Below are 21,696 nucleotides of genomic sequence, written 5' to 3'. Positions count from 1 at the left end.
ACACGGCCAAAAAGAGGTGGGCACCGTCGCTAATGCTGAGTATTCACGCTGCAACGCGATCCGTGTAGCAGCTGGCGAAGCCTGCGTTCGGCTGCGTAGCAGTCGTGAAATCAGGCGATGCGGTGCCTCAGTAGGACCGAGTCCTCAGGTTTGACGACTGCTGCGCAGCCGAACGCAGGCTTCGCCAGCTGCTACAGCCCACCTTCTTTTTGCCTGCCCGATTCAGGGCATGAACGAGTAAATGATCGCAGACAGTGCAATCACGCCGATCAACACCACGAACACGTTCGAGGCCTGGCCCGAGTACTGGCGCAAGGCTGGCACGCGGCGGATCGCGTACATCGGCATCAGGAACAACAGGCACGCGATGATCGGCCCGCCAAGGGTTTCGATCATGCGCAGGATGCTTGGGTTGAAGGTCGCCACGGCCCAGCAGCTGAGGATCATGAACAGCGCGGTGACGCGGTTCAGCCAGCTCGCCGACATGACGCGGCCACGACCGCGCAGGCTTTTCACGATCAAACCCTGAAAGCCTTCGCTGGCGCCGATGTAATGGCCGAGGAAGGATTTGGTGATCGCCACCAGCGCAATCAACGGCGCGGCGTAAGCAATCACCGGCGTCTGGAAGTGGTTGGCGAGGTACGACAGGATCGAGATGTTCTGCGCCTTGGCGGCGGCCAGGTCGGCCGGGGACAGCGCCAGCACACAACTGAAGCAGAAGAACATCACCGTCACCACCATCATGGCGTGGGCGATGGCGAGGATGCCGCTGCTTTTGCGTTCGGCCTGCGCGCCGTAGCGCTGCTTCTGCTCGACGGCGAATGCGGAAATGATTGGCGAATGGTTGAACGAGAACACCATCACCGGGATCGCCAGCCACAGCGTCTTGAAGAACAGCGGCAGCGGCATGCCTTCACTGGCGGTGGCGAAAAACGCGCCGTTCCAGTTCGGGATCAGGCTGAAACCAAGCAGCAGCAACGCCGCGACAAACGGGTAAACCAGCACACTCATGCATTTGACGATAACGCCCTGGCCGCAACGCACGATGGCCATCAAACCGAGGATCAGCACCAGCGACAGAATCGCCCGTGGCGGAGGCGCGATGTGCAGCTGATGCTCCATGAAACTGCTCAGGGTGTTGGTCAGCGCCACGCTGTACACCAGCAGAATCGGGAAGATCGCGAAAAAATACAGCAGCGTGATCAGCTTGCCGGCGCCGACGCCGAAGTGTTCTTCCACGACTTCGGTGATGTCACCCGAACGCCCGGACAGCACGAAACGCGTCAGCCCACGGTGAGCGAAGAAGGTCATCGGAAACGCCAGCACCGCCAGAATCAACAACGGCCAGAAACCACCGACGCCAGCGTTGATCGGCAGGAACAAAGTGCCTGCACCGATCGCCGTGCCATAGAGGCCGAGCATCCAGGTGGTGTCGAATTTACTCCAGCCCTTGTGGGCAATTTCGGTTTTGCTTGTCAGGTCTACAGCAGGATTATCGGCAGCAGGTGTACGTACATCGGTCATCGTTTTGGCCTCGTTTTTATTTTTGCTCGGGCTCACGTGTTACGGACGGTCGGGAATGCGCCTCAGCACTCCACCCAGCTCACCGCCAGGCCGCCCCGTGAAGTCTCTTTGTATTTGTCCTGCATGTCGGCGCCGGTATCGCGCATGGTGCGGATCACCCGGTCGAGGGAAATGAAGTGTTTGCCGTCGCCACGCAGGGCCATTTGCGTGGCGTTGATCGCTTTCACCGCCGCAATCGCATTGCGTTCGATGCACGGCACCTGGACCAGACCGCCGACCGGGTCGCAGGTCAGGCCGAGGTTGTGTTCGAGGCCGATTTCGGCGGCGTTTTCCAGTTGCTCGGGCGTCGCGCCAAGGACGTCGGCGAGCCCGGCGGCGGCCATGGCGCAGGCCGATCCGACTTCGCCCTGGCAACCGACTTCGGCGCCGGAGATCGAGGCGTTTTTCTTGCACAGGATGCCGACCGCCGCCGCGCCGAGGAAGAACGCGACGACGTCATCGTCCGACGCGTCCGGGTTGAATTTCATGTAGTAGTGCAGCACCGCCGGGATGATCCCCGCCGCGCCGTTGGTCGGCGCAGTGACCATGCGCCCGCCCGCAGCGTTTTCTTCGTTGACGGCGAGGGCGAACAGGTTGACCCATTCCATTGCCGACAGCGTCGAGGTGATGACATTCGGCTTGCCGATTTCCAACAGGCTGCGGTGCAATTTCGCCGCGCGGCGCGGCACGTTCAAACCGCCAGGCAAGATGCCTTCGTGGAGCAAACCTTGCTCGACGCACTCGCGCATCACCGACCAGATGTGCAGCAAACCCTGACGGATTTCAGCTTCACTGCGCCAAGCCAACTCGTTGGCCATCATCAGCTCGGAAACCCGCAACCCGTGCTGGTTGCACAGCCTGAGCAGTTCGGCGGCGCTGGAGAAATCGTACGGCAGCACCACGTCGCTGGTCGGCGCGATACCGGATTCGGCCTCGGCCGCTTCGATGATGAAACCACCGCCCACTGAATAGTACGTTTGCTCGAACAGCTCGCCGGTTTCGCCGAAGGCTGTCAGCGACATCGCATTGGGGTGGTAGGGCAGGCTTTCTTCGAGCAACAGCAGGTCGCGCTGCCAGTTGAAGGCAATCGTGGTTTGGCCGGCGAGGGACAGTTCGCCGGTTTCGCGCAGGGTCTGGATGCGTGGATCGATGGACGTCGGGTCGATGCTGTCTGGCCATTCGCCCATCAGCCCCATGACGCAGGCGCGGTCGGTGGCGTGACCGACGCCGGTGGCCGACAAAGAACCGTAGAGGCGGATTTCCACGCGCCGGACGTCGCCGAGCAATTGCTGGTCGCTCAAGGCTTGCGCGAAGGTCGCGGCGGCGCGCATCGGGCCGACGGTATGGGAACTGGACGGACCGATGCCGACTTTGAAGAGATCGAAAACACTGATAGCCATGCTAAAGCCTATACAAGCAATGGAAGAGAAATCGCTGCCATTTTTGTAGGACAAGCGCAATGTCGGCGATACTGCCCACCTCGGTCCTACGTGACCAACGAAACTTCCTAAGACAGCCTTTAGCAGGACTAAACGATGAGTCGTCAATTGCATGCCCAGACTTACGTCTGGCTGCACGTGTTTTCCTGTGCCGCGCGGCACTTGTCGTTCACCCGTTGTGCTGAAGAACTGCACATCACGCCGGGTGCGGTCAGTCAGCAAATCCGCCAATTGGAGGAGCGCCTGGGTTTTCGCCTGTTCCACCGCCGTGCTCGCGGCGTCGAATTGAGCGCCGAAGGCCAGCGATTGGCTATCACCGTCAACGAGGCTTACGGCAGCATTGACGCGGAATTGCGACGACTGGACGCCGGAATGATCAGCGGGATTTTGCGTCTGCGCTCGATTCCATCGTTCCTCAGCAAGTGGCTGACCCCGCGTTTGCCGCGTTTGCAGCAACGTTTCCCGGACATTCAACTGCGCCTGGTGGCCGAGGACAGCAGCGTGCCATTGCACGAGGGCGACTTCGATCTTGCGATTGACTTGAACGACGGCAGCTATCCGGGGCTGTTATCCACAGCCTTGCTCGACGAGCAGATTTTCCCGGTGTGCGCGCCGAGCCTGCTGCGCGGTCGCCCGCCATTGCACGGTCCGGCGGACTTGATGCACTTTCCGCTGCTGCACGACATCACGGCGTGGCGCGGCAGCTATGAGTACGCGGAGTGGGAGTTTTATCTGAATGCGATCGGCTTCGAAGGCGCCGACGTACGGCGCGGACACACCTTCAATCGCAATCACCTGACCATCGAAGCGGCGATTGCCGGCATGGGCGTGGCGATTGCGCGGCGCACGTTGCTCAACGATGAACTGGAGCGCGGGACGTTGATTGTGCCGTTTGGCCTGGCGGTGCCGAACCATAAACGCTATGTGCTGCTGTATGCGCCGGGCGCGCTGAGCCATCCGGGCGTGCGTGCGGTGCATGACTGGCTGGTGGAGGAGGCGGGGATGTTTCGGAGCCTGCATCCACTGGCGGAGCAGCAGATGTGAGCAATTGTGACAGAGAACTGTGGCGACCCAACTCCCGACCTTAACAGCGCTTTTGGCGGTTGTCCGGCTTTTTTTGCGAATCCATATTTATCTTTTTTTAGGGGTTGAAATGTTCTGCGAGCAGACCGATTGTGTAAGTAAGAGGCCACGGTGATGACGCCCAAGTGCCAGCCGACAGGCCTCTCGCGAGCTAGCTGAAATAAGGGATGAACTATGCAAATCCAAGTCAACAGTGATAACCATATTCAAAGCAGCATCCGACTGGAGGAGTGGGTACGTACTACCATTGAGAGCACGCTCGAACGTTATGAAGAGGACCTGACCCGCATCGAGGTCCATTTGCGGGACGAAAACGGCGACAAGCCCGGCCCACATGACAAACGCTGCCAACTGGAAGCGCGGCCTAAAGGCCACCAACCGATTTCCGTGACCCATAAAGCCGATACCCTGGAACTGGCCATCGACGGGGCGGCCGAGAAACTCGAACACGCGCTTGAGCATTTGTTCGGCAAACTGCGGGGCAAGCCACGTGCCGCTATTGAGCCGTTCGAGCGAGTTGCAGCCGATGCGCTGCTGGAAGACGAGTTTCTGGAGAACGAACAGGCCGCACAAAACGGCTGAGGCCTGATTCCCTTATCAACCATCCACTGACCAACGGGCCTGCTTATGCAGGCCCGTTTTTGTTTGTGCTGACCGACGCCTAAAACGCTACTGAAGTCTGCACATACACCGTGCGCGGCTCCCCGACATACTTGCCCTTGTTGTTGTCATCAAACGAGCGGGTGAAGTATTGGTGGTTGAAGATGTTTTTCACGCCCACCGCCACATTCAGGTCCGACAACTGCGGTCCGAAGTCATACGCCGCGCGGCTGCTGAACAGCATGTAACCCGGGATCTTGCCGGTGCTGCCATCGGCACTTTCGCGCGAGGTATTGGCGTTATCGGCGAACTGGTCGCTCTGATAGCTGCTGTCGACGTTCAGTTTCCACGCGCCTTCGGTGTAACCGACGCCAATCGTGCCTTTGTGTTTCGACGAGAACGGCACGCGATTGCCCTTGTTCGGACCGTCTTCGCGGATGCTCGCGTCGACATAGGCGTAAGTGGCGTAGACATCAAAACCGGCCAGCGCCGGGCTCAAGTCATCGAGCGCATAGTTGATGCTGCTTTCGATACCTTGATGGCGCGTTTCACCGCGAGCGATTACCGAATCGTTGGTCTGGTTGCTTTCGTACTGGTTGTCGAAGTTGATCAGGAACGCGCCGATTTCCGCGCGCAACGCGCCGTTGTCATAGCGCGTGCCGAGTTCCCAGGTGCGGGCCTTTTCCGGTTTTACTTCGCCGCTGCTCACGCGATTGGGCATCTGGCTGTATTGCACGCTGCCGAACGAACCTTCGGTGTTGGCGTACAGGTTCCAGTTGTCGGTGACGTGATAAAGCACGTTCAGCGCCGGCAACGCGGTGTTGTAGTCACCCTTGTACTTCACGCCGGTGAGGTTGTTGTTTTGCTGCGATTCGATCATCTCGTAGCGAATCCCCGGCGTGATGGTCCACTTGCCGATGTCGATCCGGTCATCGATGAAAAACGCATTGGCCTCAGTGCCGCCCCGGGTGTCGCGGTCGTTGCGGCTGTTGGTGGTCGGATAGGTGTTGTTGGCAATCGGCTCGCGATAACGCAATTCATGGCCGGCCTCGTTGATGTAGCGATAGCCGACGCCGACTTCATGGCTGGTCGGGCCGAGGTCGAAACCCTGGGCGAAACGGGTTTCCAGACCACGCACCCAATACTCGCGCGGCGACAGCGAGAGGAACGTGCCCTGATCCAGATAACCGCTGCGCAGGGTTTTGGTGAAAAAGGTATTGGCGGTGAATTCGCGGCGATCTTGCTGATAGCGATAGCCGAAATTGAACATGGTGCGGCGGCCCCAGAACTGATCTTTCGGGCGCGTGGACTGGTACGGATCGGCATCGTAATCGGCGACATTGAGGCCGCCGGGCATGTCGGCCTTGCCTTCGTAATACTGCGCCATCGCGTTGAAGCTGTTGGCGTCGTCGAGTTGGTATTTGCCCTTGAGGATCAAGTCGTCGATTTGCGTATCGCTGTGTTCGCGCCAGTCGCCGCCGCGGGTGCCGGAATACAGAATTGCGCCGCCCAAACCGTTGTCGGCGGTGCCGCCGGCCAGCAGGTTGCCGGTGGTTTTGAAGCCGTCGTGGCTCGACGAAGGAGCGGTTTCAGTTTGAAAACCACTCTTGACCGTCGGCTCATCGGGAATCGCCCGAGTGACGAAGTTGACCACGCCGCCGACGTTCTGCGGGCCATAACGCACGGCGCCGCCGCCACGCACCACGTCCACCGCGTCCATGTTGCCCATGCTGATCGGCGCGAACGACAACTGCGGCTGGCCGTAAGGTGCGAACGGTACTGGAATGCCGTCCATCAACACCGTCGAGCGCGAAGCCAGGCGCGGGTTGAGCCCGCGGATGCCGAAGTTCAGCGCCATGTCGTGGCTGCCGGTGCCGTTATTGTCCGGCGCGTTGACGCCGGGGATACGGTTGAGCACGTCCTTGGCTTGGGTTGCGCCTTGGCGCTCGAACTCTTCGCGACGGATCACATCGCGCGCGCCGGGGTGCTCGAAGACGTTGATTTGCGCAGCGTCGCCGAGCCAGTCGCCGACCACCGTCGAGGTGCCCAACTCCAGCGCCGCCGCTTGCTCCACCGGTTGCAGGCTGAAGGCATTGTCGCCCTCGGCCCGAGCTTGCAGGCCGGTGCCTTCGAGCAAAGCGTTCAAGCCCTGTTCGGTGGTGAAGTTGCCTTCCAGGCCACGGCTTTTCACGCCGCTGGTGACTTGCGAGCCGAAGGAAATCAACACCCCGGCTTCACGGCCGAATTGATTGAGGGCGTTTTCCAGCGACATCGGCGCGATGTGGTACGGCTTGGCGTCGGCGGCCTGCGCGGCGGTGATCGCCGCCAGGGTCAGGCTGGCGCCGAGCAAGAGTTGGCGCACAGTACGGGCCAGCGGAGTGAGGCGGGTGGAGGGCATGGACGACGATCCTGAGAAGAGGGAATCAAGGTGGCTTTCCTTCTCTGTCACGCCAGATCTGAAAAACGGCTCACGTGTTTCGAAAAAATTTTACTGACTGGCCCCTGTGGGGAGGGCCTTGGAGTTGTTCAGACGCGGGCTTCTACCGTCACCCAATACCGGGTAAAGCGCTTGACCTTCACCGGCAAGCTGATTTCCAGCAATTGCAGAATCCGCTCGCTGTCATCCAGCGGATAGGTCCCGGAAATCAACAGGTCCGCGACTTCAGCAGCGCAATTCAATTGGCCGCGACGGTAACGTCCCAGCTCATCGAGAAAATCCCCCAGACGCATCTGCGCCGCCACCAGCATGCCGTCAGCCCAGGCGCCGCTGTTGGCATCCAGCGGCTGCGGATTGCCGATGCCGCGCGGGCCGAAACTCAACTGTCGCGCAGTTTGCAGCAGCGTCGGCGCGCCGCCCTCGGGCGTCAATTCGACACGCCCTTGAAAAACCGCAACCTGGGTGCGATCGGCAAATTGCCGGACATTCAGCCGCGCGCCTTGCGTGCTCAACACGCCTTGTGCGGTCTGCACTCGAAACGCCTGCGCGGCGCTCAGCAGCAACTCGCCCTCCAGCAACCGAATCAAACCACCCTCGCGCACATCCACGGCGCTCGCGGTGTTGAGCTGCAACTGGCTGCCATTGCCCAGCGGTATTTTGCGGCGCTGGCCAACCGGGCTGCGATAGTCGGCCAGCAACGGCGTCAACGGAATGTGCTCGCGCATGCCCCAGGTCAGCGCGGAACCGGCGCCGAGAATCAGCAGCAGCTTCAACGCCTGACGACGACTGGCGGATTTCGGCGCATTAAGTGCCGCGTGAGCCAGCGGCGAGGACAAACCGCGCAGGCGCTGATTGACGCGCTGAATATGCTCCCACGCGCGTTGATGCTCGCTGTGCGCGTCGTGCCATTGTTGCCAGGCGTGTTGCTGGCGCGGGCTCAACGGGCCTTGCTGCATTTCCAGCAGCCAGTGCACGGCACGCTCGGCGACTTGCGCGGAAAAATCCTGCGCGCCGTTCATAAAGCGAAATAGCAGCGCATCGCCGCTTTGTTCAGGTGCCGTTTAACTGTTGCGATGGAAATCCCCAACTCGGCGGCAATCTGTGGATAGGTCAGGCCATCGAGCTGCGCCAGCAGAAAAGCGCGTTTGACCAGACGCGGCAAGCCGTCGAGCAACTGGTCGAGCTCGATCAGCGTTTGCAGGATGATCGCCCGCTCTTCCTCGGACGGCGCAACGCCTTCGGGCATCTGCGCCAAGGCATCAAGGTAGGCGCGTTCCAGATCCTGGCGACGGTAATGGTTGAACAACACGCGCTTGGCAATGGTGGTCAGGAAGGCGCGCGGCTCAATGATCTGCGGGGTTTCGCGGGCGCTGAGCACGCGGATAAACGTGTCCTGCGCCAGATCGGCGGCACTGTGCGGGCAGCCTAGCTTGCGCCGTAACCAACCGGTGAGCCAGTTGTGATGGTCGTGATAGAGGATTTCGACGGTATTGGCTGGCGACAACAGAACCACTCCGACACATGCGCATACATTAGAGAACAAGAATTGTTCGCATTGTAAGGAGGCGAACTGCATCCGGCAATCGGATCTCTTTTGCGTATGAGAATATTTATCATTAATATTGCGCGCTTGTTGGTCCGTGACGCTCACGGCGCCTCACCGGGTTTCAAGGTCGAAACATGAAAGGCAAGATTTCCGCGCTTCCCGTTTCCTACAGATTGGCCGTCACTTCGCGGGTTTTGGCGGCAGTGGTGGGCGGTTACGTCGTGGCCGCGCTGGCCAGTGTCAGCCTCAGCCTGTGGCTGCCGATGGCGCGCGCCGAAGCGGTGGTCACCGGAATGATGACGTCGTTTCTGGCTTATCTGGTCGCGGTGCTCTGGTGTTTTGCCTGTCGCAGCGCCTGGCAGGCATGGCTCGGGATGCTCGTGCCGAGCGTGGTGCTGGGCGCAATTTCGGCATTGGCTTACTGGATGGGCCACTCATGAAAGAGGGATTTCGCCAAGCGATGGCGTGGCTGCACACCTGGGTCGGGCTGATCTTCGGTTGGTTGCTGTTCGCGATTTTCCTCACCGGCACCCTCGCGTATTTCAAGGCTGAAACCACGCACTGGATGCAACCGGAAATTCCCGCACGCGCGGTGTCTTCCGAAGCCAGCGTGAGCCTCGCGCAACGTTATCTTCAGCAGCACGCGCCCAACGCCTCGCGGTGGCTGATCGACCTGCCAACCGCGCGCGAACCGGCGCTGACCGTGCGCTGGCAGCAAGCGCCAGCCGAACCCGGCAAGCGCGGCCAATTCACCACGAAAATTCTCGACCCGCAAACCGGCGCCGAAGTGCAGGGCCGCGAAAGCATGGGCGGCGAGTTTTTCTACCGGTTCCACTTCCAGCTGCAAATGCCTTATCCGTGGGGTCGCTGGTTGTCGGCCATCGCCGCGATGCTGATGTTCGTCGCGCTGATCACCGGGATCATCACCCACAAGAAAATCTTCAAGGACTTCTTCACGTTCCGCCCGCGCAAGGGCCAGCGCTCCTGGCTCGACGGGCATAACGCGGTCGGCGTGCTGGTGCTGCCGTTCCACTTGATGATCACCTACAGCAGCCTGGTAATTTTCATGTCGATGGTCATGCCGGCGGGCATTCTCGCGGCGTACGACGGTAATGCCAGAGGATTTTTTGACGAAGTATTCCCGGCCTCGAACACCCCGGCGGTCGCGGGTCAGGCAGCGCCATTGGCACCGTTGGCGCCGTTGCTGGAACAGGCGCGCGAGCAGTGGGCGGGCGGTCGCGTCGCGGGGTTGTCGGTGAACAATCCTGGCGACGCGAATGCGTCGGCAGTGGTGCAACGCGACAGCGGCGACAGTGTGGTCCACAGCTTCGGGCGCGCGGTGACGTTCAATGCGGTCAGCGGCGAACTGCTCAGCAAGACGGCCGAACAAGCGCTGCCGATGGCGATTGCCGGGAGTTTTTACGGTTTGCACATGGGCCATTTCGCCGGCCCGGTGCTGCGCTGGTTGTACTTTATTTGCGGAATGGCCGGCACCGCGATGATCGGCACCGGGCTGGTGATCTGGCTCGGCAAGCGGCAGCTCAAGCACGCCAAAAGTGCGGTGATGCCGTTTGAATTGCGCCTGGTGGAAGTGCTGAATATCGCCAGCATGTCGGGCTTGGTGATCGCCGTGGCCGCGTTTTTCTGGGCCAATCGCCTGTTGCCGATCGGCTTGGCCGAGCGCGCGGATTGGGAAGTGAACAGCTTCTTTATCGCCTGGGGTTTGAGCCTGCTGCACGCAATGTTTCGTCGGGGCCGCGCGGCGTGGGTCGAGCAATTGGCGCTGGCGGCGTTGCTGTTTTGTACCGTGCCGTTGCTCAACGCGCTGACCACCGCGCATCACCTCGGCGTGTCGTTGGCGCAAGGCGATTGGGCGATGGCCGGGTTTGATCTGACGTGTTTGGGCAGCGGCCTGTTCCTTGGCTGGGCGGCGTGGAAAATGCAGCGCTCGGGCCGCACCGAAACCATCACCCGCCAGCGCGCCCGTGCTGTCACCCTTGAGCATGAGGCGACCTGATGCTGTTGGCTCTTTTGCTCTGTTACGGCGGTTTCACCGCGCTGTGTTTATCGATGGATCGCCATCACGCTGACCTGCTCGGGCGCAAACCCACCGCTCGGCGCCGCCAAGTCATGCGCGTCGGCGGCTGGCTGTTGCTGACCTTGTCGCTGTGGGCCGGCGTGTCCGCCAACGGCTGGGGCCTTGGTTTGGTGGAATGGTTTGCGGTGCTGATGCTCAGCGCTCTGCTGCTGGTGTTGCTGCTGCCGTATCGCCCGCGTCTGGCCTTGTCGCTGGCGGCGTTGGGTCTGATCGCCAGCCCGATTTGCGCAGTGCTGACTTGATGATTGCCAGCCCGCCGGAGTCCCACGACGACGAACACCGCGGCGCGCGTGCGCATTTTCTTCAGGTGTTCCTGTCCCAGCGTTCGCAGATGGAAGCGCTGGTCAGTCGGCGGGTTGGCTGCCGGGCGACGGCGGCGGATCTGGTGCAGGATCTGTTCCTGCGATTCTGGCGGCGGCCGCTGGTGCAGGTTGAGGAATTGAGCACCTATTTGCTGCGCTGCGCCGGCAACATCGCCATCGATCATTTGCGCAGCGAAGGCACGCGCGTGCGCGTCAACGAGGGCTGGATGCCGGACGAGCCGGACATTCAGGCCAGCGAACCGCAAGCCGCGCTGGAGGCGGGCAACGATTTGCGTCACGTCGAAGCGGCGTTGCGCGCGTTGCCCGAGCGCACGCGGCAGATCTTCCTGCTCAACCGCATTCACGGGCGCAAGTATGCGCAGATCGCCCAGGCTATGGGCCTGTCCCAAAGTGCCGTGGAAAAACATATGATGCGCGCCCTCGACGCCTGCAAGGCCAGCCTGCGGGAACCCGAACCGCGCACGCCAGGGAAAGCACCGTGAACCACGCCCAACGCGTCACCCCGACGCCCGCTCAGGAACAGGCGGCTTTTGCTTGGTTGAGTCTGTTGCATGATCAGCCGAGCAGCGGCGATCAGCTGACGTTCAGCCATTGGTTGCAGGCCGATCCGGCACACGCCGAAGCGTACGCGCAGGCGCAAGTGATCTGGGAATTGAGCGAAGCGCCGGCGCGCACGCTGGCCGACGAAGACACCGTGGCGCTGCAGGGTTATCTCAACGCGATGAACAATTCGCGGCGCTCCAGCGTGCGGCGCTGGGCCGGGGCGTTGGCGATGGCCGCGTGCCTGGTGCTGATGATCGGCATTGGCGCGGGGTGGCAACCGCTGCGCTGGGCGGATGATCTGGGCGCCGATTACGTCTCGGCACCGGGACAAATTCGCACGATCACGCTGGCCGATCAAACCCAGGTCACGCTCGATGCCGACAGCGCGATTGCGGTGGATTTCAGCCGCGGCGAACGCCACGTCGAGCTGCGCCGCGGCGCCGGATTTTTCAACGTGACGCGCACCGGCGAGCCGTTTGTGGTGGATGCTGAAAAAGGGCAGGCACGGGTGCTCGGCACGCAATTCGAAGTACGCCTGCAAGCGCATGGCGCGCGGGTGACGGTGTTGTCCGGGCGTGTCGGAGTGACGGCGGAGCGCAATGCGCAGCAGCAGATTTTGACGGCGGGTCAGCAGGTCGCCTATGGCCAAGGTGCGGCGGAAAAACTGCAGACGGTCGACAGCGACGCGCAACTGGCGTGGCGCCAGGGTTGGCTGAATTATTACAAGGCGAGCCTGGCCGAGGTGGTCGAGGATTTGCGCCGGTATTACCCAGGGCGGATTTTGTTGCTCAACGATGAGCTGGCGGCGCGGCGGGTCAGCGGGAGTTTTCCGAGCAAGGACCCGCAAGCGGTGTTGAGTTCGTTGCAGGGCGTTTTGGGGTTTGAGCAGCGCGAAGTTTTGGGGCAAGTGATTATTTTGCGGTGAAGCATCTGGCGCCATCGCGAGCAGGCTCACTCCCACAGTTGGAATGCATTCCACCCTGTAGGAGTGAGCCTGCTCGCGATGGCGTCATCACAGCCACCTCTAATCCCAACAAAAAATAATTTCAAATTATTGATGAGGTAAACCCAAGCCCCATCCGTGTAGTGACTGAAACTGCGAGTCATTCGCATCCCGTTGCGGTTCTACACAGGTCATGAGCAATGAAGTCCAGGGCAAAGTCGGGTTCGGTCAAACAGTGGTTCGGCGCGTCGGCGCTGAGTTTTTCGGCATTGGCGATGCTGCCGCTGAGCGTCGCGTTGGCTGCTGAAACCGCCAGCACGCAACCGCGTACGCAATTCAGTTTCGCCATGGCCGCCAAGCCGCTGCCGCAGGCCTTGAGTGATTTCAGCCGCATTACCGGCATCAGCGTGGTCTACACCGACGAAGCGCCCTACGGCCTGAATGCGCCAGCGGTCAGCGGGCAAATGAGCGCCGAACACGCCATGCAGCAATTGCTCAGCGGTTCGGGATTCACCTTCCGCCGCACCGACGCGCACACCCTGGCGCTGGAACCGGCGCCCACCGAAGGCGCGCTGAATCTGGGCGCGACCACCATCACTTCGGTGCTCGACCAGACCATGAGCTATCAGCCGCCGCCCACCAGTTCGGTGATGCGCAGCTCGGCGCTATTGCAGGAAACCCCGCAGACGATCAACGTGATCCCGGCGCAGGTGATCCGCGATCAGGCGCCGCGCAATCTCGATGATGCGCTGGCCAATGTCAGCGGCATCACCCAGGGCAACACGTTGGCCAGCACCCAGGATTCGGTGATGACTCGCGGTTTCGGCGACAACCGCAACGGCTCGATCATGCGCGACGGCATGCCGGTGATTCAGGGCCGTGGGATGAACGCCACCGTCGATCGCGTTGAAGTGCTCAAAGGCCCGGCGTCGCTGCTCTATGGCATTCAGGACCCAGGCGGCGTGGTCAACATGGTCAGCAAGAAACCCGAACTGACGCAATACAACGCGCTGACGTTGCGCGGTTCGACCTACGGCGACGGCAAGAACGGCAGCGGCGGCGGCCTCGACAGCACCGGCGCGCTGGGCGATTCCGGGTTGGCTTACCGCATGGTCCTCGACCACGAAGACGAAGATTACTGGCGCAATTTCGGTACGCACCGCGAGACGCTGGTCGCGCCGTCGCTGGCTTGGTTCGGCGAAAACACCCAGCTGTTGTTCTCCTACGAACACCGCGAATTCCTCACGCCATTCGACCGTGGCACGATCATCGACCCGCGCACCAATCACCCGTTGGACATCTCGCGCAACGAGCGCCTCGACGAACCATTCAACAACATGGAAGGGCGCTCGGACCTGTATCACTTCGAGGCCGATCACCAGTTCAACGACGACTGGAGCGCGCACTTCGGGTACAGCTGGAATCGCGAAACCTACGACGCCAGCCAAGTGCGTGTCACCGCCATCGACACCAACAAAGGCACGCTGACCCGGAGCATGGACGGCACGCAAAACGCGATCAGCACCGACCGCTTCACCACCGCCAGCCTCGAAGGCAAAGTCAACGTGCTGGGCATGCAGCACGACCTGGTGTTCGGCGTCGATGACGAGTACCGCAAAATCTACCGCGAAGACCTGATCCGGCAGAAAAGCCTGAGCAACTTCAGCTACGTCAATCCGGTGTATGGCCGTGAAGTGGCGGGCACTACTGTGAGCCCGGCGGACAGTGCGCAGACCGATCAACTGCGCAGCGATTCGGTGTTTGTGCAGGACTCGATTCACCTCACCGATCAGTGGATTCTGGTCGCCGGCGGGCGCTTTCAGGAGTACGACCAGTACGCCGGCAAAGGCGTGCCGTTCAAGGCCAACACCGACAGCAACGGGCAGAAATGGGTGCCGCGCGCCGGCCTGGTGTATCGCTACACCGACGAGTTGTCGTTCTACGGCAGCTACACCGAATCGTTCAAACCCAACTCGACCATCGCGCCGTTGAGCGGCAGCAGTGTGGTGCTCGATGGCAGCGTCGCGCCGGAGGAAGCCAAGTCGTGGGAAATCGGCGCGCGGCTGGAAATGCCGGGGCGCATCACCGGCAACGTCGCGCTGTTCGACATCAAGAAACGCAACGTACTGATCGCCAACTCCGAAGGCCCGACGACGATTTACAGCGCGGCCGGTGAAGTGCGTTCGCGAGGTCTGGAAGTCGATGTCAGCGGCCAGCTCAGCGACCGCTGGAGCCTGATCGGCAGCTACGCCTACACCGACGCCGAAGTCATCGAAGACCCGGATTACAAAGGCAAGAAACTGCAAAACGTCGCGAAGAACAGCGGTTCGCTGTCGGCGGTTTACGACTTCGGCAGCATCGTCGGTGGCGACCAATTGCGCGTCGGCGCGGGGGCGCGTTATGTCGGCGAGCGGGCGGGGAACGCGGTGAACGATTTCGACTTGCCGGGTTATACCGTGGCGGACGCGTTTGCCACTTACGACACCAAGGTTGAAGGGCAGAAGGTCAAGTTTCAGCTCAACGTGAAAAACCTGTTTGATCGCACTTATTACACCTCGGCAGCGAGCCGGTTTTTTGTGTCGATGGGTGATTCGCGGCAGGTGTCGCTCTCCAGCACATTGGAGTTTTGAGGCTGGATCAAAAGCCACCCCTCACCCCAGCCCTCTCCCCAGAGGGGAGAGGGGGAAAGGGAGCTGATCTTCATTGCTTTCAAAGCCTGAGTTCGGCTCGATTTTTCAGGTCGATCTGGCTCCAAGAACACTTCGGTCAGTCCCCTCTCCCCAGAGAGGAGAGGGGGAAAGGGAGCTGATCTTCATTGCTTTCAAAGCCTGAGTTCGGCTCGATTTTTCAGGTCGATGTGGCTCCAAGAACACTTCGGTCAGTCCCCTCGCCCCTTTGGGGAGAGGGTTAGGGAGAGGGGTAGATCTCAATGACACCCCACCCCCCAATGTCTACCGCAAAAACGCCAACCGATACTCCCCAGGCGTCCCACCCAATACCTGGCGAAACCGATTGGTGAAATGGCTGGCGCTGGCAAACCCGCACGCCAGCGCAATCTCGCCCAACGGCTGCGAGGTCGAGCGCAACAATTCCCGTGCCCGGCTCATGCGCCGCGCCAATACATACTGGTGCGGTGGCAAACCAAAGCTTTCGCGGAACATTCGCGCAAAGTGGTATTCCGACAACGCGCACAACGCCGCCAATTGCCCGAGGCTGATCGGTTCGGCCAATTGATTGTCGATGAACTCGACCAATTGCCGCCGCTGATGCGCCGCAAGCCCGCCCTTGAGCCGCAAACCCTGACGCATGCCGACCTGGCTGAGCAACGCGTGGCTGAGCATTTCATGCGCCAGGCTGCTGGTCAGCACCCGTTCGCCGGGCTCGTTCCAGTTCAGCGTCAGCATCTGCCGAAAGCGCCGCGCCTGCTGCGGATCGTCGAGAAAAGTGCACTCGCGCAATTGCACTTCGCGCGGTTCGCGATCGAGCAAGGTGACGCAACCGAGGGCGAATTGTTCGGTGCTGAAATACAGGTGCGCGAGGCGGATATCGCCGTTGATCACCCAGCCCGACTGGTGCTCGGCCGGCAGAATGCACAGCTTGTCCGGGCCGCCCTTGGTGCCGGGCTGGTCGCGCCGAAAAGTCCCGGTGCCGCCGGCGATGTAGCAGGACAGGGTGTGGTGGCTCGGCGCTTCGTAATCCTGCGCGTCGTGATGATTGCTCCACAAAGCTGCAGCCATGCCGTCACCGAGCTCGGCGCTGTGCTCCAGACGAGCATTCGGCGAGCGGTTGAGGGCTTGAAAAACTTGCAGGGTTTCCAGTGCGGGCATGATCGTCTCTCCAACGTTTCGCATCCTACTCCGTAGACATCCGCGTGCCAGCCCGTCCGCCGACAAAAGCGCAAGTTTATGCAAGTGCGCGCTGGTTGCGCGAAGCACACTGAAATCCGGATCCGAGATTACTGGCGAGTGCAGGACCGGTGGCAAACGCGCTTTGTGGCGAGCGAGCTTGCTCGCCACCAATATCCTTGATGCCAGAAATGCTCTGCAGTCAAACAAAACACACCTGCCACAAAGCCGCCATTGCAAAAAAAGTATGTCGCCCACCCATCAATAACGCTGCCCCGGAGCCATTGTCATGAACCTTTCTTTGTATCTGCTCACCGTGCTGATCTGGGGCACCACGTGGATTGCCTTGAAACTGCAACTGGGCGTGGTGGCGATTCCGGTGTCGATCGTTTATCGCTTCGGCCTCGCGGCGCTGGTGCTGTTTGTAATGTTGCTGCTGAGCCGGCGCCTGCAAGTGATGAACCGGCGCGGACACTTGATTTGCCTGGCGCAGGGCTTGTGCCTGTTCTGCATCAATTTCATGTGTTTCCTCACCGCGAGCCAGTGGATCCCCAGCGGGCTGGTCGCCGTGGTGTTTTCCACCGCAACGCTGTGGAACGCGCTGAATGCGCGGGTGTTTTTCGGCCAGCGGATCGCCCGCAACGTTTTGATGGGCGGTGCGCTGGGGTTGTTTGGGCTGGGGCTGTTGTTCTGGCCGGAGCTGGCCGGGCACACCGCCAGCCCGCAAACCTTGCTGGGTCTGGCGCTGGCGCTGCTCGGAACTCTGTGTTTCTCGGCCGGCAATATGCTTTCGAGCCTGCAACAGAAAGCCGGGCTCAAACCCTTGACCACCAACGCCTGGGGCATGGCTTACGGCGCAGCGATGCTGACCGTCTGGTGCCTGGTCAAAGGCATCCCGTTCGACATCGAATGGAATGCACGCTACCTCGGCTCGTTGCTGTACCTGGTGATCCCCGGCTCGGTGATCGGTTTCACCGCCTACCTGACGCTGGTCGGGCGCATGGGCCCGGAGCGCGCGGCGTATTGCACCGTGTTGTTCCCAGTGGTCGCACTAAATGTCTCGGCCTATGCCGAAGGCTATCAATGGACCGCGCCGGCGCTGTTCGGGCTGGTGTTGGTGATGCTCGGCAACGTGCTGGTGTTTCGTAAACCGAAACCGCCGCTCATCCTCAACAACGGCGACAGCAACAGCAACGGCAAGCTGGCATGAGTTGATATAAACATCGGGCGCTGCAACAGTCAGCGCTCGATTCTAAGTGTCAGGTAAATCAATAACGGCAATATGAAATCGACAATATGCCGCGCCCAGTCCTTGGCATTCCAGGTTGTCGATTTGTCCATGTTGAACCATTCGACGCCGATGACTTGCAGGCACAGGTAATAGACAAATATCGCGATCAACAGCCCGATAATGCACAACTTTTTTGCTTCATGAAATTCGGCTGCAGATGTCTTCAGATTTTTGAACAGGTAATAGGTGCCGATCAGGCAATACGCGGTGTAAAGAACTTCCAGGGTAATGATGATCCAGTAAATCCGGTGGTGCAGCATCGGTGAGGTAATCGCCCGATAGCTGACGCTCTCCTGATCCAATGCGGTGTCCATGCTCAAGCCGTGGCCGACATATTCATAGTTTGTGGAATAGTCGGTGAAGTTGCTGAACATCACCAATAGTCCAAAAATGCTGAAAAATGCCATGAGTAATACTTTGCTGTATCTGACAAGCAGATCAGTGGTCAGGGTGTTCAATGGATATGCTCTCCGTAGCCAGAACTCTATAAGTTGAGTAACGTGGCGGAGTCTATAGTGCGATTCGGTTTTTCGGTGTTGGACTGAATTTCAAAGTGTGTAGCAGACGCTGATTAAATGTTGAAAGCAGCAGAAGTTTATATAAGCGGGCAAGTGCTTAATACACTTGCCCGGCTATATTCAGCCCTTCCAGACTTGCGGGTTGACCAAGTCCTGCGGGCGTTCGCCGAGCAATGCGCTGCGCAAGTTGGCCAGCGCGCGATTGGCCATTGCGTCACGGGTTTCACCGGTCGCCGAGCCGATGTGCGGCAGGGTTACAGCATTTTTCAGCTGGAACAATGGCGATTCCGCCAGCGGTTCTTTCTCATAAACGTCGAGTCCGGCGCCGCGAATTCGCTGGGTTTGCAGTGCCTCGATCAGCGCTGGTTCGTCCACCACCGGGCCACGGGAGATATTCACCAGAATGGCGCTGGACTTCATCAAGGCCAATTCGCGATGGCTGATCAGGTGCTTGGTCTTGTCGCTGAGCGGCACCACCAGGCAGACGAAATCGGCTTCGGCGAGCAACTCGTCAAGGCTGCGAAACTGCGCGCCGAGCTCGTGCTCCAAATCGGTCTTGCGGCTGTTGCCGCTGTAGATGATCGGCATGTTGAAACCGAGCCGACCGCGCCGGGCAACCGCTGCGCCGATATTGCCCATGCCGACGATGCCCAACGTCTTGCCGTGCACATCGCAGCCGAACAGTGCCGGGCCGACGGACGCTTGCCATTGCCCAGCCTTGGTCCACGCATCCAGCTCGGCGACGCGACGGGCGCTGCTCATGATCAGCGAGAATGCCAGGTCGGCGGTGCTTTCAGTCAGCACGTCCGGGGTGTTGGTGAGCATGATCCCGCGTTCGTTGAAGTAGCCCACGTCATAGTTGTCGTAGCCCACCGAAACGCTGGAAACCACTTCCAGTTTGGCGGCGTTCTCCAATTGCGCGCGCCCCAGTTTGCGGCCCACGCCAATCAATCCGTGGGCGTGGGGCAGGGCTTCGTTGAACTGGGCGTTGATGTCGCCGTTTTTCGGATTCGGCACGATAACTTCGAAATCCTGTTGCAGGCGTTCGACCATTTCCGGGGTGACGCGGCTGAAGGCGAGGACAGTCTTTTTCATGTTCGCAAGGCTCGGCGGGTCGGGAATAATGCCAAGCACGCTAACATTCTTCCGCGGCTCGGTGAACACCGGTAAACCTGTAGGCGCTGAGCTTGCTCGCGAAGGCGGCCGAACATTCAACATCATTGTTGGCTGACAAAGCGCTTTCGCGAGCAAGCTCTGCTCCTGCAGGCGTTGGGGATCAGGTGGCGACGCGGGCGCCCACCATACTTCCGCTCAACTCATACGCGGCCAATTCCGCCTGATGCGCTGCGAGAATTTCCGGCAATGAGCCGCGCAAGTATTCGACCCAGGTTTTGATTTTCGCGTCCAGGTATTGGCGCGAGGGGTAGATGGCGTACAGGTTCAGTTCCTGCGAGCGGTAGTTCTGCATCACCCGCACCAGCGTGCCGTTGCGCAGGCCTTCGATGGCCGCGTACACCGGCAGCACGCCGACGCCCATGCCGCTGGTGATCGCGGTTTTCATGGCGTCGGCCGAATTGACCAGGAACGGTGAGCTATTGATGGTGACCATTTCCTGGCCATCGGGGCCGTCGAAGGTCCATTTCTCCAGCGGAATCACCGGGCTCACCAGGCGCAGGCACGCGTGGTTGAGCAGGTCGCTGGGTTTTTGTGCGCAACCATTGGCTTTGACGTAGGCCGGCGAGGCACAAACGATGCTGTAGGTGATGCCGAGGCGCTGCGAGACGAAACCCGAATCCGGCAATTCGCTGGCGAGCACGATGGACACGTCGTAGCCCTCGTCGAGCAAGTCCGGCACGCGGTTGGCCATGGTCAGGTCGAAGGTCACGTCCGGGTGCGTCTTGCGATAGCGCGCAATCGCGTCGATCACGAAGTGCTGGCCGATCCCGGTCATGGTGTGCACTTTCAGTTGGCCGGCGGGGCGGGCGTGGGCGTCGCTGGCCTCCGCTTCAGCCTCTTCGACGTAGGCGAGGATCTGCTCGCAGCGCAGTAAATAGCGCTTGCCGGCCTCGGTCAACGCGATGCGGCGGGTGGTGCGGTTGAGCAGGCGGGTTTGCAGGTGGGCCTCCAGATTAGAGACCGCGCGCGAGACGTTGGCTGTCGTGGTGTCCAGTTGCACGGCGGCGGCGGTGAAGCTGCCGGCCTCGGCCACGTAACTGAAGGCGCGCATGTTTTGCAAAGTGTCCATGGGGTGCTCTCGGGTTCGATGGCAAATTGTGACACGAAGTTGCGGGGCGGTGACCCCGACAAAGGGATTATCGCGTTAACGGTAACAAAGATTCACAGGATTCCCAGCTTATCGCCGTTCAGGCGTCCCCATAGAATTGCCGCCACCGCAGGAACTGGCGTACGGCACACACTTTGTGGGAGCGAGCTTGCTCGCGATGGCTGAGTGTCAGTCGACATCATTGTTGAATGTCAGACCGCAATCGCGAGCAAGCTCTCTTCCACAAGGGTTGCGGTGTCCGTTCCCACAGTAATTTGTACCTCCCCCTTCTCAGGAATTTGCAGCAGTGCCGCGTCGCATCAACAGAGCGCTCAAGACGCTCAGTGTTTTGGCTTTAACCCTGGCAATCAGCGGCTGCATCGGTACCCATGGCATTGCCCCGCAAGGCACGGCACTGGAGGCTGATTCGCTGGCCACCGACGAAGCCATTCGCAACGCTGCACAAGACGCTCACTGGCCCACCGCCCAATGGTGGCAGGCCTATGGCGATGCGCAACTGAACCGCTGGATCGACCTCGCCGTGCAGGGCAGCCCGAGCATTGCCATGGCCAGCGCCCGTGTGCGCCAGGCCAGATCGATGGCCGGGATTGCCGAGGCCGCCGAGTCGTTGCAGATCAATGGCGACGCCACGCTCAAGCGCCACAACTGGCCGACCGATCAGTTCTACGGCCCCGGCGAACTCTCCAACACCACAACCTGGGACAACAACGCCGCGCTGGGTTTCAGCTACGCCCTCGACCTCTGGGGCCGCGAAACCAATGCCAGCGAACGCGCCGTGGACCTCGCACGCATGAGCGCCGCCGAAGCGCGGCTGGCGCAGCTTGAATTGCAGAACAACATCGTTCGCGCCTACATCGAACTGTCGCTGCACTACGCGCAACGCGACATCGTTGCGGCGATGCTGCAGCAACAACAGCAGATTCTCGACCTCGCGCAGAAGCGTCTGGACGGTGGCATTGGCACCCATTTCGAAGTCAGCCAGGCACAAACGCCGCTGCCGGAAACCCATCGGCAGATCGATGCGCTGGACGAAGAAATCGCCCTCAGCCGCAATCAACTGGCAGCGCTCGCAGGTTTTGGTCCGGGCGCCGGCGCGCAATTGCAGCGGCCCACCCTGGCGTTGGGCGCGGCGCTGAAACTGCCGTCGTCGCTGCCCGCGCAATTGCTCGGGCAACGTCCGGAC

Annotated in this window: 19 protein-coding genes; 10 read left to right on the top strand and 9 right to left on the bottom strand. The window is 60.7% G+C overall.

Going from position 1 to position 21,696, the window contains the following annotated elements; translation table 11 throughout:
• Positions 1–222: 222 nt before the first annotated feature.
• Positions 223–1,524 (bottom strand): serine/threonine transporter, encoded by a 1,302-nt coding sequence (locus BI292_RS25545; RefSeq protein WP_092281521.1) that lies wholly within the window; start codon positions 1,522–1,524, stop codon positions 223–225.
• Between the two features lie 62 nt (positions 1,525–1,586).
• Complete coding sequence (locus tag BI292_RS25540; protein WP_101209617.1) at positions 1,587–2,963, bottom strand: L-serine ammonia-lyase; 1,377 nt, start codon at positions 2,961–2,963, stop codon at positions 1,587–1,589.
• Between the two features lie 135 nt (positions 2,964–3,098).
• On the opposite strand from BI292_RS25540, the gene BI292_RS25535 reads away from it, so the two are divergent.
• Together BI292_RS25535 and BI292_RS25530 are read left to right on the top strand one after the other, a co-directional pair.
• Positions 3,099–4,046 (top strand): LysR substrate-binding domain-containing protein, encoded by a 948-nt coding sequence (locus BI292_RS25535; protein ID WP_092273066.1) that lies wholly within the window; start codon positions 3,099–3,101, stop codon positions 4,044–4,046.
• Between the two features lie 213 nt (positions 4,047–4,259).
• The gene (locus BI292_RS25530) at positions 4,260–4,667 is read left to right on the top strand and encodes an HPF/RaiA family ribosome-associated protein (RefSeq protein ID WP_092273064.1); all 408 of its coding nucleotides are present in this window, start codon (positions 4,260–4,262) and stop codon (positions 4,665–4,667) included.
• A gap of 79 nt (positions 4,668–4,746) precedes the next feature.
• Here BI292_RS25530 and fecA read toward each other — a convergent pair whose 3' ends face one another.
• The 3 genes from fecA to BI292_RS25515 all read right to left on the bottom strand — a co-directional run bounded on the left by fecA (position 4,747) and on the right by BI292_RS25515 (position 8,626).
• Positions 4,747–7,083 (bottom strand): TonB-dependent Fe(3+) dicitrate receptor FecA, encoded by a 2,337-nt coding sequence (fecA, locus tag BI292_RS25525; protein ID WP_101209616.1) that lies wholly within the window; start codon positions 7,081–7,083, stop codon positions 4,747–4,749.
• A gap of 128 nt (positions 7,084–7,211) precedes the next feature.
• Complete coding sequence (locus tag BI292_RS25520; RefSeq protein ID WP_101209615.1) at positions 7,212–8,141, bottom strand: FecR domain-containing protein; 930 nt, start codon at positions 8,139–8,141, stop codon at positions 7,212–7,214.
• A complete protein-coding gene (locus BI292_RS25515; RefSeq protein ID WP_101209667.1) occupies positions 8,138–8,626 on the bottom strand; it encodes a sigma-70 family RNA polymerase sigma factor in 489 nt (162 codons plus the stop codon). The genes BI292_RS25520 and BI292_RS25515 overlap by 4 nt, the downstream gene beginning before the upstream one ends.
• Before the next feature lie 176 nt (positions 8,627–8,802).
• Between BI292_RS25515 and BI292_RS25510 the strand changes: the two genes are divergently transcribed.
• The 6 genes from BI292_RS25510 to BI292_RS25485 all read left to right on the top strand — a co-directional run bounded on the left by BI292_RS25510 (position 8,803) and on the right by BI292_RS25485 (position 15,205).
• On the top strand, positions 8,803–9,108 hold the full coding sequence (locus BI292_RS25510; RefSeq protein WP_101209614.1) for a DUF3649 domain-containing protein: 306 nt from the start codon (positions 8,803–8,805) through the stop codon (positions 9,106–9,108).
• Positions 9,105–10,685: a PepSY domain-containing protein gene (locus BI292_RS25505; RefSeq protein WP_101209613.1), complete on the top strand. Its 1,581-nt coding sequence runs from the start codon at positions 9,105–9,107 to the stop codon at positions 10,683–10,685. Before BI292_RS25510 ends, BI292_RS25505 begins: the two co-directional genes overlap by 4 nt.
• The gene (locus tag BI292_RS25500) at positions 10,685–11,008 is read left to right on the top strand and encodes a DUF3325 domain-containing protein (RefSeq protein ID WP_101209612.1); all 324 of its coding nucleotides are present in this window, start codon (positions 10,685–10,687) and stop codon (positions 11,006–11,008) included. The genes BI292_RS25505 and BI292_RS25500 overlap by 1 nt, the downstream gene beginning before the upstream one ends.
• The gene (locus BI292_RS25495; RefSeq protein WP_101209611.1) at positions 11,008–11,571 is read left to right on the top strand and encodes an RNA polymerase sigma factor; all 564 of its coding nucleotides are present in this window, start codon (positions 11,008–11,010) and stop codon (positions 11,569–11,571) included. The genes BI292_RS25500 and BI292_RS25495 overlap by 1 nt, the downstream gene beginning before the upstream one ends.
• Positions 11,568–12,557, top strand: coding sequence for a FecR family protein (locus tag BI292_RS25490; RefSeq protein ID WP_101209610.1), 990 nt, complete (start codon positions 11,568–11,570; stop codon positions 12,555–12,557). Before BI292_RS25495 ends, BI292_RS25490 begins: the two co-directional genes overlap by 4 nt.
• A gap of 218 nt (positions 12,558–12,775) precedes the next feature.
• Complete coding sequence (locus BI292_RS25485) at positions 12,776–15,205, top strand: TonB-dependent receptor (protein WP_101209609.1); 2,430 nt, start codon at positions 12,776–12,778, stop codon at positions 15,203–15,205.
• 321 nt (positions 15,206–15,526) lie between these two features.
• Here BI292_RS25485 and BI292_RS25480 read toward each other — a convergent pair whose 3' ends face one another.
• Entirely contained in the window at positions 15,527–16,402 is an 876-nt protein-coding gene (locus tag BI292_RS25480) for a helix-turn-helix domain-containing protein (RefSeq protein WP_101209608.1), read from the bottom strand.
• A gap of 307 nt (positions 16,403–16,709) precedes the next feature.
• Between BI292_RS25480 and BI292_RS25475 the strand changes: the two genes are divergently transcribed.
• Positions 16,710–17,630: a DMT family transporter gene (locus tag BI292_RS25475; RefSeq protein WP_101209607.1), complete on the top strand. Its 921-nt coding sequence runs from the start codon at positions 16,710–16,712 to the stop codon at positions 17,628–17,630.
• Positions 17,631–17,659: 29 nt separating this feature from the next.
• On the opposite strand, the gene BI292_RS25470 is transcribed toward BI292_RS25475, so the two are convergent.
• The 3 genes from BI292_RS25470 to BI292_RS25460 all read right to left on the bottom strand — a co-directional run bounded on the left by BI292_RS25470 (position 17,660) and on the right by BI292_RS25460 (position 20,474).
• Positions 17,660–18,169, bottom strand: a complete 510-nt coding sequence (locus tag BI292_RS25470) for a DUF2165 family protein (protein ID WP_101209606.1) — start codon at positions 18,167–18,169, stop codon at positions 17,660–17,662.
• Between the two features lie 180 nt (positions 18,170–18,349).
• Positions 18,350–19,324, bottom strand: a complete 975-nt coding sequence (locus BI292_RS25465; protein ID WP_101209605.1) for a D-glycerate dehydrogenase — start codon at positions 19,322–19,324, stop codon at positions 18,350–18,352.
• 181 nt (positions 19,325–19,505) lie between these two features.
• A complete protein-coding gene (locus tag BI292_RS25460) occupies positions 19,506–20,474 on the bottom strand; it encodes a LysR family transcriptional regulator (RefSeq protein WP_092273029.1) in 969 nt (322 codons plus the stop codon).
• Positions 20,475–20,799: 325 nt separating this feature from the next.
• Between BI292_RS25460 and BI292_RS25455 the strand changes: the two genes are divergently transcribed.
• A partial coding sequence (locus tag BI292_RS25455) for a TolC family protein (protein WP_178076630.1) occupies positions 20,800–21,696 on the top strand: 897 nt, incomplete at its 3' end.

The sequence above is a fragment of the Pseudomonas sp. 43NM1 genome, from assembly GCF_002836905.1.
Taxonomy (GTDB): domain Bacteria; phylum Pseudomonadota; class Gammaproteobacteria; order Pseudomonadales; family Pseudomonadaceae; genus Aquipseudomonas; species Aquipseudomonas prosekii.
Note: the sequence above shows the minus strand (reverse complement) of the source record. Positions and strands in the feature narration are given on the sequence as shown.